This is a genomic window from Enterococcus sp. LJL98 (assembly GCF_054871745.1).
Genome location: NZ_JBTXLU010000001.1, coordinates 45,693 through 57,211 on the forward strand (window position 1 = coordinate 45,693; position 11,519 = coordinate 57,211).

7 protein-coding genes are annotated in these 11,519 nt (G+C 39.8%); 6 read left to right on the forward strand and 1 reads right to left on the reverse strand.

The window, feature by feature from the left end; translation table 11 throughout:
• The first annotated feature begins 73 nt into the window (after positions 1-73).
• The 6 genes from ACYSNO_RS00240 to ACYSNO_RS00265 all read left to right on the forward strand — a co-directional run bounded on the left by ACYSNO_RS00240 (position 74) and on the right by ACYSNO_RS00265 (position 9,917).
• Positions 74-874: an isoprenyl transferase gene (locus tag ACYSNO_RS00240; RefSeq protein WP_461729049.1), complete on the forward strand. Its 801-nt coding sequence runs from the start codon at positions 74-76 to the stop codon at positions 872-874.
• A complete protein-coding gene (locus ACYSNO_RS00245; protein ID WP_461729050.1) occupies positions 871-1,677 on the forward strand; it encodes a phosphatidate cytidylyltransferase in 807 nt (268 codons plus the stop codon). Before ACYSNO_RS00240 ends, ACYSNO_RS00245 begins: the two co-directional genes overlap by 4 nt.
• Before the next feature lie 456 nt (positions 1,678-2,133).
• Positions 2,134-2,352: a hypothetical protein gene (locus ACYSNO_RS00250; RefSeq protein ID WP_461729051.1), complete on the forward strand. Its 219-nt coding sequence runs from the start codon at positions 2,134-2,136 to the stop codon at positions 2,350-2,352.
• Between the two features lie 283 nt (positions 2,353-2,635).
• Positions 2,636-3,901, forward strand: coding sequence for an RIP metalloprotease RseP (rseP, locus tag ACYSNO_RS00255; protein ID WP_461729052.1), 1,266 nt, complete (start codon positions 2,636-2,638; stop codon positions 3,899-3,901).
• Positions 3,902-3,932: 31 nt separating this feature from the next.
• Positions 3,933-5,498, forward strand: coding sequence for a His/Gly/Thr/Pro-type tRNA ligase C-terminal domain-containing protein (locus ACYSNO_RS00260; protein ID WP_461729053.1), 1,566 nt, complete (start codon positions 3,933-3,935; stop codon positions 5,496-5,498).
• A gap of 93 nt (positions 5,499-5,591) precedes the next feature.
• Positions 5,592-9,917, forward strand: a complete 4,326-nt coding sequence (locus ACYSNO_RS00265; protein WP_461729054.1) for a PolC-type DNA polymerase III — start codon at positions 5,592-5,594, stop codon at positions 9,915-9,917.
• Between the two features lie 200 nt (positions 9,918-10,117).
• On the opposite strand, the gene rlmD is transcribed toward ACYSNO_RS00265, so the two are convergent.
• Complete coding sequence (gene rlmD / locus ACYSNO_RS00270) at positions 10,118-11,494, reverse strand: 23S rRNA (uracil(1939)-C(5))-methyltransferase RlmD (RefSeq protein WP_461729055.1); 1,377 nt, start codon at positions 11,492-11,494, stop codon at positions 10,118-10,120.
• Positions 11,495-11,519: the final 25 nt, after the last annotated feature.

Below are 11,519 nucleotides of genomic sequence, written 5' to 3' on the forward strand. Positions count from 1 at the left end.
GTAGGAAATGTTTCTAATTATTGCTATAATAACAGAGATGACTTTCTGAAAGTATGAAAAAAGGAGGGCTAATATGCTGCGTTTTTTACCGCAAAAAAATAAATATGTTCCTGAGGAAAGTGCGTATTCTTTTTCAGCAGAGTTACCTGTCCCTCAACATGTAGCGATTATTATGGATGGAAATGGCCGTTGGGCACAAAATCGACGCTTGCCACGAATTGCTGGGCACAAAGAAGGCATGGAGACAGTGAAAAAAATTACGAAACATGCATCAAAATTAGGTGTGAAGGTGTTGACACTCTATGCATTTTCAACTGAGAATTGGAAACGTCCGACAGAGGAAGTAGACTTTTTAATGCAGTTACCAGTTGATTTTTTTGACTCCTTCGTACCTGAACTAAAGAAAGAAAATGTACGAGTTGAAGTCATGGGCTACCAAGAGTATTTACCAATTCATACACAAGAAGCCGTTAAACGAGCGATGTTAGAAACCAAAGAGAACACAGGATTAATTTTAAACTTTGCCTTAAACTATGGGAGTCGAGCAGAAATGTTCAGTGCGATGAAAGCTTTGTATCTTGAAATGGATGAAAAAAAGATATCCGTTGATGCACTGGAAGAATCGATGTTTGAGAAGCATTTGATGACTAGTATTTTACCTGAAAGCTTAAGAGACCCTGAACTGGTGATTCGAACCAGTGGGGAAGAACGAATCAGCAACTTCTTACTTTGGCAAATTGCTTATAGCGAGCTTTTTTTTACAAAAGCTTTATGGCCGGACTTTGACCCGGCAGCATTTGAAGATGCACTTGCTAGTTATCAAAATCGCGATCGACGCTTTGGTGGAATTAATGAAAAGGAGAGTGCAAAATGAGACAACGAGTGATTACAGCCATTGTTGCCCTGGTATTATTTATACCCATTATTTATTTTGATTTTGGGGGTGTTTCTGTTGGTCTGCTGGCAGCTGCTTTCGCAGGTGTGGGTGTTTATGAGTTATTTCGAATGAAAGGCTTAGCTGTCGTAAGCTTTGAAGGGATTTTGGCGATTATTGGGGCGGTTGTTCTTGCATTACCAAAAGACCCTTGGTTTAAGTTTTTGCCAGAAAAAACCAATCCATTTGCACTTTATTATTTTGTAGTTTTAGTATTATTGGGAATTTCTGTGATTTCCAAAAACATGTATACTATTGATGAAGCGGCTTTTCCTGTTATTGCTAGCTTATATGTAGGAATGGGCTTTGGCAGCATTGCTAGCGCTCGTTCAGAAGGTCTCGTTGTTTTGTTCTTTGGTTTATTAATCGTTTGGGCAACAGATATCGGTGCATACATGGTCGGTCGAGAATATGGACGTCATAAGCTATGGCCAGAGATTTCGCCCAATAAAACGATTGAAGGTGCTGTTGGTGGCATTTTATGTGCGGTGATTGTTGCAATTATTTATTTAATTGCATTTCCAGGAAAAACCTTCTTTGGCTATTCTTCCATGCCCTTGATTTTAATGACCGTCCTCTTTTCGATGTTGGGTCAGTTTGGTGATCTTGTGGAGTCCGCATTTAAACGTCATTATGGTGTGAAAGACTCAGGGACGATTTTGCCAGGACACGGAGGGATTCTCGATCGTTTCGATAGTTTACTTTTTGTGTTTCCAGTTATGCATTTGTTTGGTCTTTTTTAAAAATTGCAAAGAAGAGAAGCAAAGTCATTTTCCTTTGAAAAACTGGAGAAATGCGAACCATTGGCTTTTTTGTGTGATTGCATTTCGTGAAGTTTTCAAAGAGTAGCCTGTTGTTTCTCCTTTAGCAGTGAAGCGTTTCTGAATTTCAATGGGCGGTGGCATCTGTCATCGCCTATTGTAACGGTCCGGATTGATTATTGTAAAAAAATGAAAAAAACTTTATCGAGCGAGGCGCAAAGGCGTGTATTTTAGGATTTTATGGTAGTCGGTCAAAAATTATCAAGCATTTGATAATTTTTGACCCTTTTTTTTTTCTAGAGATGGTATGATAAGTTCAGTAGTTGAGAACGACCGTGCTAGCAAGTGAACATTCTCGGCGGTCTAACGAATCGTTACTTAGTAGTGTATAGGGGACGGTAGAAACTGAATTTGAAAAAGAAAAAGGAGAACACGCATATGATGAAAATTAAAGAAGAAAACCAAAGACTCAATCGGGCACTCGCACACCATGCAACAAAGGAAAAAGCCTCCAATCTGGAACAATTACTGGTGCAAGAAAAAGAGGAGAAGCAAGCGTTACAGCAAAAAAACGATCAACTAGTTAAGTTAAACCAACAATATCAAAAGGAAATTCGACATTTAAGAGAAGAAATTGAACGAAGAAACGAAAAATAAAACCGTATTTCAACATAGAAAATAGGCGATGATAGAAAGTCGACCCCAAACAGCTAAAGGAAAAGCGAACTGTTTGGGGTCGATTGATATTTGTATACCATTCTCACTTAAAAAGTGATTCTTTTAAGAAAGCTAAGCGCTGCTCTATCCAGATGCAAACGTTACGTTCTCGTTACAAAATACGAGAACAATTGTGAAAATACTTAGATATGATAAAATGGTGAAGATACTTGTGGACTGAGTGAAAATAAAAATAAGACAGTATTGAAAGTGAGGAAGATATATGAAGACGATTTTGACATTTCTAATTGTCTTTTCGGTAGTCGTCGTTATCCATGAATTAGGGCACTTTTATTTTGCAAAAAAAGCAGGCATACTTGTTCGCGAGTTCGCGATTGGTATGGGTCCTAAGCTATTTAGTCATCAAGGAAAAGACGGAACAGCTTACACGATTCGCGGGTTACCGATGGGTGGTTATGTCCGAATGGCTGGTTATGAAGAAGAGGAAGAAATGAAGCCAGGAACACCGATTACTCTTTTATTTGATGAAAAGGGGATTGTGACAAAAATCAACACGAGTAAAAAAGTGCAGCTAACAAATGGTGTCCCTTTCGAAGTTGTCCGTCATGATCTTGTAGATGACCTGACGATTTCTGGTTTTATGAATGGTGATGAAAGCCAAACAATCACGTATTCAGTGAATCCTGATGCTTTTATAATCGAAGAAGATGGGACGGAGGTCCGAATTGCTCCAAGAGAGAAGCAATTTCAGTCCGCGAAGTTGTGGCAGCGTGCCTTGACTAATTTTGCGGGGCCAATGAATAACTTTATTTTAGCTTTTGTTTTGTTCCTAGTCATTGTCTTTGCTCGAGGAGGCGTTGTTGATCCTCAATCGACAGTTATATCAGGAGTGGAGCCAAATGCGCCAGCAGCTGTGGCAGGTATGGTAGCAGGGGATCAAATTTTAACAATTAACGATCAGAAAGTGACGAGTTGGACGAGTGTGCGGACATTGATCCAAGAATATGCCGAAGAGGATTTGACCCTTGTCGTGCAACGAGATGGTCAAGAAAAGATTTTTAAGATGAAGCCAAAGTTTACTGAAGTGGAAGGCCAAAAATATGCCCAACTTGGAATATTTGCGCCAATGAAAACAGGCTTTTTTGATAAAGTCGCGGGAGCCTTTAAGGAAAGCATTGCGAGTTTTACTCAAATACTAGCAGCATTGAGGAATATTATTTTTCACTTTGATGTGAATCAATTGGGAGGGCCAGTAGCTATTTATGAACTGTCTTCCCAAGCGGCAAAACAAGGAATCATGACGGTGATTGCACTAATGGCAATGATTTCAATGAACCTTGGCATCTTCAATTTATTACCGATTCCAGGATTGGATGGGGGAAAATTATTATTAAATTTGATTGAAGGCATTCGGGGGGAGCCTTTAAGTCAAGAAAAAGAAGGCCTGATTTCTATTATTGGTTTTGGCTTTTTAATGTTGTTGATGGTGTTTGTTACTTGGAATGACATTCAGCGCTTTTTCTTTTAAAAGTAACAAATAGTTGGTAAAGGAGAGAAAAATGAAACAGTCAAACCTGTTAATACCAGATTTTCAAATAATTGCAAAGGAAGAGGTTGATGACCCGAGTCAGAGGTTCCTCTTAGAAGCGGGATTTTTGGGCTCGTTTCAAGAGGACCAGTATGTCTTTTTACCTTTGGCGATGCGAGTGATTGAAAAAATCAAACAAATTGTGACAGATGAACTGGAACAATTATCTGTTGTCGAATTTCAATTGCCGGTTCAATCGGCTTTACATGCAGAAGATTATTTAACAGAACTTTTATTAACCGAACAAAAAAATAAACAACGGCCAAAAGCGATGCAGCTTTATCAAATCCAAACGGCGTTAAATACACAAGGGAAAAAAAATGATCACTTGTTGGCTAAGTTAGAATCGACTTACTTAGATATTTTTTCTTTTCATGAAACGAGTGTTGAACTTAGTGAAAACTATCATCGTTACGAACAATTGTTTCATCGAATACTGGACCGTTGTGAAGTAAGCTATCAAAGTGTGATCGCTTTTAATCAAAGCTCACAGCAAGAAGAAACCAAAGAAATTATTGCGGATAGTTTAACAGGAACGGAGCAGTACTTTGCATCAAGTGCAAGTGATTATCGAGGGAAAATCGGGATTGCTACCCGTTTATTAACGTCAAAAAAATCACACGCTTCGTTCTTACCATTAATGAAAAAAGAAATCAAAGTAGAAAAACTTGCTTTTGCAGCTAGAGAATGGCTACAACCCTATTTTTTACGGGCAAGTAAGCAACCAATTCTTTTATTTTTATTAAAAGAAGAGCAGCTAAACTTAGCAAAAGTGAGTCAATTTATGAAGAAGAAAGTCGTTGAAGTAAAAAGTAAAGACTTTGAAAAATATTTTGGTCAACGACTGGAACAATTGGATGTCTGGCATTTATCCCCAGAAGTTCAATATTTGGGTGATGTAGAAGTTGAATTTTTAACAAATCTTAAGATGGAAGCTTTAGACGGTAGTAAGACATATTTTGAGAATATTAATCCATTAAGAGATTTTCCGTCAGGCCAATTTTCCGATTTTAGCTTTGTACAAGAAGGAGATCCTTCACCCGATGGTGTAGGCGAACTCTATTTGAAAACAGGAGTAAAAATTGGACAACTCTATAAAAAACAACCTGAAAAAAAAGCAACTTCTTTTTCTTTTAACATCGGTCATTACCAATTGGACTTAAGTCGACTCTTTTTAATGATTGCTCAGCAGCACAGTCATGAATCTGGAATCATTTGGCCAGAGGAAGTGGCACCTTTTGATCTACATGTACTTCCAACAAATCTAGCGGATAAGTATCAAGAAGAGTTAGTGACTGAGGTTGAGGCAATGATGGAAGCGCAAGATTATCAGGTATTGATTGACGATCGCGAATGTGAGTTAGCGCAAAAACAGCGAGAAGCAGCTTTAATCGGTTGTCCGGTGGAAATTCGCATTGGTGAAAAAGCAGTAGAAGGAATTCTTGAAGTAAGAATTCGAGAAACACAAGCGGTGGTGGAAGTTCGTAAAGAAGAACTGGCAGATACATTGACCATTCTTTACCATTCGGCAGAATAACCAAGAAGTCTGGGGAACCTCTGAAAGGTTTCCTAGACTTTTTCGTGAGAAAAATCGTATACTAGTACTATTGAGAGGAAAAGGGTGAAAAGCTTGTCGACAAATAAAGAAAAATTCAATCTATTATTAGAGCAAATGAATGTAAGTTCTGATGTGAAAAAACATCCTTTAATTCAAACCGGTGAAATTATGCAAGTTTTTGTCCATAAACAAACGAAGTCTTGGGCATTTCATTTTCAATTTGCTGACGTTTTACCAGTAGCTTTGTATCAAAATTTCAAACAACATCTTATACTGGCGTTTAAGGATATCGCGGAGATTTCAATGAAGATTCAAACGAAAAATGACGTATTAGAAGAATCGATTCTACAAGACTACTGGTTCTTAGCCTTGGATCATCCAGATTGTGAAACCCCTTTTGTTAAACAAGTCCTAAAAAGTCAATTGCCGACTCTTGTGGGGACGAAAGTGCATTTACCTGTGACGAATGAAGCAGTGATTAGTATCTTGCAACAGCAGTATTTGCCTTTTTTGGAGGAACAATATCAAAGTTTTGGTTTTAAACGCTTTAAAATTATCCCGCAAGTCAACCAAGCACAAGTTGAAGCGGATTTAAAAGATTTGGCAGAACGGCAAGAAAAGCAGCAAGCAATGTTTATGGAGCAAGCTGCACAAGCAATTGCATCAAATGAGAAACGCAAAAAAGAAGCAGGCCCAGTAGAAGGACCGATTGTCTTAGGACGTAATATCCCTACAGATGAAATGATTCTTCCGATGTCCAATATTTTAGAAGAAGAGCGTCGGGTGACCATCCAAGGCTATGTTTTTGATGTTGAAGTTCGAGAACTGCGCTCAAAACGTAAGATTCTGATTGTTAAAATGACCGATTACACTTCTTCTTTTATCATTAAGAAATTTTCAAATGGTGAAAGAGATGAGCAAGTTTTTGAAGCCATTAAAAAAGGGATGTGGCTAAAGGTACGAGGGAGCGTTCAAGAGGACACTTTTATGCGCGATTTAGTCATGAATGCCCAGGACTTAATGGAAGTGGCACACGAAAGTCGTAAAGATTACGCCCCGGCCGATAAAAAAAGGGTTGAGTTGCATTTACATTCAAACATGAGCACGATGGATGCAACGAATAGTATTAGCGATCTCGTTGCTCAAGCTGGAAAGTGGGGTCATCAGGCGATTGCGATTACCGACCATGGGGGGGCTCAAGCTTTTCCAGATGCGTACCATGCAGGGAAAAAGGCAGGAGTGAAAGTCATTTATGGGATTGAAGCCAATATTGTAGATGATGGGGTGGAAGTGGCATACAATGCTCAGCCAGTACCCTTAACCGATGCAAATTATGTTGTTTTTGACGTGGAGACGACCGGCCTTTCTGCTGTTTATAATCAAATCATCGAGTTAGCAGCGGTTAAAATGAATAAAGGGAACGTTGAACAAACTTTTGAAGAGTTTCTGGATCCCGGTCATCCATTATCAAAAACAACGATTGAATTAACAGGGATTACCGATGAAATGGTTCGAGGATCGAAAAGTGAAGAAGAAGTGATGCGTGCCTTTCGTGAGTTTTCAAAAGATTGTATTTTAGTGGCACATAATGCGTCCTTTGACATGGGTTTTATTAATATGGCTTATAAACGTCATGGAATGCCTGAAGCAGACAATCCAGTCATTGATACATTGGAGTTGGCGCGTTATCTCTATCCTGAATACAAACGTTTCGGCCTAGGTGTCTTATCCAAACGTTTTGGCGTTGCCTTAACCCAACATCACCGTGCAATTTATGATGCGGAAGCGACGGGCCACTTAGCATGGATTTTTGTAAAAGAAGCCATGGAGAAACATCAAATGCTCTTACATGAAGATTTAAACCGACATGTGGGCAGTGCCAATTCCATTAAGGCAGCTCGTCCGTTTCACGCGACGATTTTAGCAGAAACGCAAGCGGGTTTAAAAAACTTGTTTAAGTTGATCTCTCTTTCAAATATTACTTATTTTCATGGAAAAGTCCCAAGAATTCCACGAACGGAATTGGTAAAGCTAAAAGAAGGGCTGTTAATTGGTACAGCTTGTGATAAGGGAGAAGTCTTTGTTGCAATGATGCAAAAAGGTTACGAAGAGGCAAAGGAAAAAGCGGCTTTTTATGATTATATTGAAGTCATGCCCAAGGCAGTTTACGCTCACCTGATTGAACAAGAATTGGTTGATAGCGAAAAAGATCTAGAAGAGATTATTGGCAACTTAGTGAGGATTGGCCAAGAATTAGGAAAACCAGTCGTTGCGACAGGAAATGTGCATTATTTGAATGAGGAAGACGCAATCTATCGAAAAATACTTATTCATTCAATGGGGCATGCCAATCCATTAAATCGCCAAACGTTGCCGAAGGTTCACTTCCGTACAACCGATGAGATGTTGACGGAATTTCAATTTTTAGGCAATGAAGTGGCTGAAGAAATCGTTGTGACGAATCCGAATGCGCTGGCGGAACGTTGTGAGGAAGTCGTTCCGGTGAAGGATGACCTCTACACGCCAAAAATTCCAGGATCCGAACAAGAAATTACGGATTTAAGTTATCAACGAGCGCAGGAACTTTATGGTAACCCTTTGCCAGACATAGTTGAAAAACGTTTGAAAAAAGAATTAGACTCAATTATCGGTAATGGTTTTGCCGTGATTTATTTGATTTCTCAAAAATTGGTTCATAAAAGTAATGCGGATGGGTATCTTGTTGGTTCTCGTGGTTCGGTCGGGTCAAGTTTTGTTGCGACGATGACAGGGATTACGGAAGTGAACCCTTTAGCTCCTCATTATTACTGTCCCAATTGTCAATACTCGGAATTTTATGAAGATGGTTCCTATGGTTCCGGGTTTGATATGCCAGAAAAAGCTTGTCCGAAGTGTGAAACGCGCTTGAAAAAAGATGGGCATGATATTCCATTTGAGACGTTCTTAGGTTTCCATGGAGATAAGGTCCCCGATATCGATTTAAACTTTTCGGGTGAATATCAACCTCAAGCCCATAATTATACAAAAGAATTGTTTGGGGAGGACTATGTTTTTCGAGCGGGAACGATTGGTACCGTTGCAGATAAAACGGCCTTTGGTTACGTAAAAGGCTATGAACGCGACCACAATCTCCACTTACGTACGGCAGAAATTGATCGATTAGCCAAAGGGTCAACGGGTGTCAGACGAACGACAGGTCAACACCCGGGGGGGATTATTGTTATTCCTGATTATATGGACGTGTTTGATTTTACCCCGATTCAATATCCAGCAGACGATTTGAATTCTGAATGGAAGACGACCCACTTTGATTTCCATTCGATTCATGACAATATTTTAAAACTTGATATTTTAGGCCATGATGATCCGACGGTGATTCGGATGTTGCAAGATTTATCGGGGATTGATCCAATCACCATTCCGACTGATGATCCTGAGGTTATGCGAATCTTTGAAGGCACGGATGTTCTAGGCGTGACACCAGAACAAATTTATTCTAAAACAGGTACCTTAGGGATTCCAGAGTTCGGTACGCGCTTTGTACGGGGCATGTTAGATCAAACCCACCCTTCAACCTTTGCCGAGTTATTACAAATTTCGGGCCTATCCCATGGTACTGATGTGTGGTTAGGAAATGCAGAAGAACTCATTCGAAATGGGGTTGCGGATTTAGCCAATGTTATTGGCTGTCGGGATGATATTATGGTTTATTTAATGCATGCCGGTCTTGATGACGGGATAGCGTTTAACATTATGGAAGGAGTACGAAAAGGAAAAGGAATTCCAGATGATTGGCAAGCGGAGATGCGGAAACAAAATGTGCCGGAATGGTATATCGATTCTTGTTTAAAGATTAAGTATATGTTTCCAAAAGCCCATGCGGCCGCCTACGTCTTAATGGCCTTACGAGTGGCTTATTTTAAAGTCTATTTTCCGATTCTCTATTACTGTGCGTACTTCTCAGTGCGGGCGTCAGATTTCGATTTGGTCGCAATGTCTAAAGGAAAAGAGGCAGTCAAAGATGCAATTGATGAAATCAATCATAAGGGGATGGATGCTTCAATGAAGGAGAAAAATCTATTAACCGTCTTAGAAATTGCCAATGAAATGCTGGAACGTGGCTATGAATTTGGCATGATTGATTTATACAAATCCGATGCTGAAAATTTTGTGATTGAAGGGAATAAATTAATTGCACCTTTTCGTGCCGTTCCAAGTTTGGGTGCCAACGTGGCCAATCAAATTGTAGAATCACGAAAAGATGGTCCCTACCTATCGAAAGAGGATCTGGCCAATCGTGGCAAGGTTTCAAAAACGGTTATTGAATATATGACTGAAAATGGTGTTTTGAAAGATTTACCCGATGAAAACCAGTTGTCATTGTTTGATATGTTCTAAAAAGAAAACAGAAAAACGCTAAGGGGCTATGACAGATGTCACAGCCCCCTTAGCGTTTTTTGAAGGGTTGGCGGATAAAGGGGCAACAAAAGGCTGCGCTTTCGGAAATTTCACGAAAATCGCACAATTGAAAAAGCTGATTGTTCGAATTTCCCTCCAGTTTCTCAGAGCAAAACGACTTTTGTCACACCTTCTTGCATTTATTTTTTTGTTAATTTTACGACCACTTCACAACGCGCAGTTTGCGGAAACATATCAACGGATTGTAAATAATCCACCTGGTAGGTTTTGGTTAAACTTTTTAAATCGCGCGCGAGTGTGGAGACATTGCAAGACACATAAACGAGTTTTTTTGCTGGAAAACGGGTAAGTGCTTTTAATAAAGGTTCGCCTAAGCCCGTTCTTGGTGGGTCGACAACAATTGCATCGGGTGTAAAACCAGCCTTTAGCCATTTAGGGAGTAGTTCTTCTGCTGTTCCAACTTCGTAACGCGTGTGCTTGAAGCCTTTTCGTCGTGCATTGGCTTGGGCATCGTTGATCGCTTGTGGAATGATGTCCATGCCGCGAACTTCTTTGGCTAAGTGCGCGAGACTCAAGCCAATCGTGCCAACTCCGCAGTAAGCATCGACTAGAGTTTCATTAGGTTTTAAGTCAAGTGCCTTGCGAGCTTCATCGTATAAAACTTTGGTTTGCTTTGGATTTAATTGGAAGAAGGCTCTGGCAGATAAATCAAATGTTAAGTCATTGATTTTTTCTTCAATGGCTTCTTTTCCCCAAAGGTGAATGGTTTCATCACCCATAACAAGCGATGTTTTCTTATTTTGGATATTTTGCATAATCGAGACTACTTCAGGCAGGCGTTCATTAATTTCGCGAATAATCGCTGCTTTTTTAGGAAATTTTGGCGTCGTCGTAATAAAGACAAGTTGGACTTCACCGGTTTCAATTCCAATCCGGACCATCAGGGTGCGCAAAATACCGCTGTTTCTTTGTTCATGATAGATGGGTGTTTGGTATTGATTGACCAACTCGATCACCGTATTGATAACTCTTTGTGTGGTTTTCTCTTGAACGAGGCAGTCATCAATGGCAACGAGCCGATGGGAGTTCATTTCATAGAGCCCGGCTTCTGCTTGTCCGGTTGTTGGATTCAGCTGTAGTTGAAATTGTGCTTTATTCCGATAATGCCAAGGGTCGTCCATGCCAATCGTTGGCTTGAGTTTGAATTTTTCATAATTAGCCGGTTTAAATTTCTTTAAAGCCTGTTTCAATAAGTCTTTTTTGAAATCTAATTGCTTGGCATACTTTAAATGTTGCAATTGACAACCACCACAGCGATCATAGACCGCACATGGAGGGCTTATTCGATCGGGACTGGCTTTAATAATTTGAATCAGTGTTGCTTCAGCAAATGTTTCAGCTGGCTTTGTGATTTTGGCACGTACTTCCTCACCAGGTAACGCACGCGGGACAAAAACAATGAGCCCTTTATAATAGCCGATACCTTCACCGTTAATCCCTAAACGTTTGATTTTTATTTGTACCGTTTGATTTTCTTTTAATTGTACGGAAGTCATTGATCAGCCTCGAGTCTTTTTTAGA

Excerpts from the sequence above, each read along its gene's own strand:
- ACYSNO_RS00240 (WP_461729049.1), top strand. The coding sequence starts at position 74 with ATGCTGCGTTTTTTACCGCAAAAAAATAAATATGTTCCTGAGGAAAGT.
- ACYSNO_RS00245 (WP_461729050.1), top strand. The coding sequence starts at position 871 with ATGAGACAACGAGTGATTACAGCCATTGTTGCCCTGGTATTATTTATA.
- ACYSNO_RS00250 (WP_461729051.1), top strand. The coding sequence starts at position 2,134 with ATGATGAAAATTAAAGAAGAAAACCAAAGACTCAATCGGGCACTCGCA.
- rseP (WP_461729052.1), top strand. The coding sequence starts at position 2,636 with ATGAAGACGATTTTGACATTTCTAATTGTCTTTTCGGTAGTCGTCGTT.
- ACYSNO_RS00260 (WP_461729053.1), top strand. The coding sequence starts at position 3,933 with ATGAAACAGTCAAACCTGTTAATACCAGATTTTCAAATAATTGCAAAG.
- rlmD (WP_461729055.1), bottom strand. The coding sequence starts at position 11,494 with ATGACTTCCGTACAATTAAAAGAAAATCAAACGGTACAAATAAAAATC.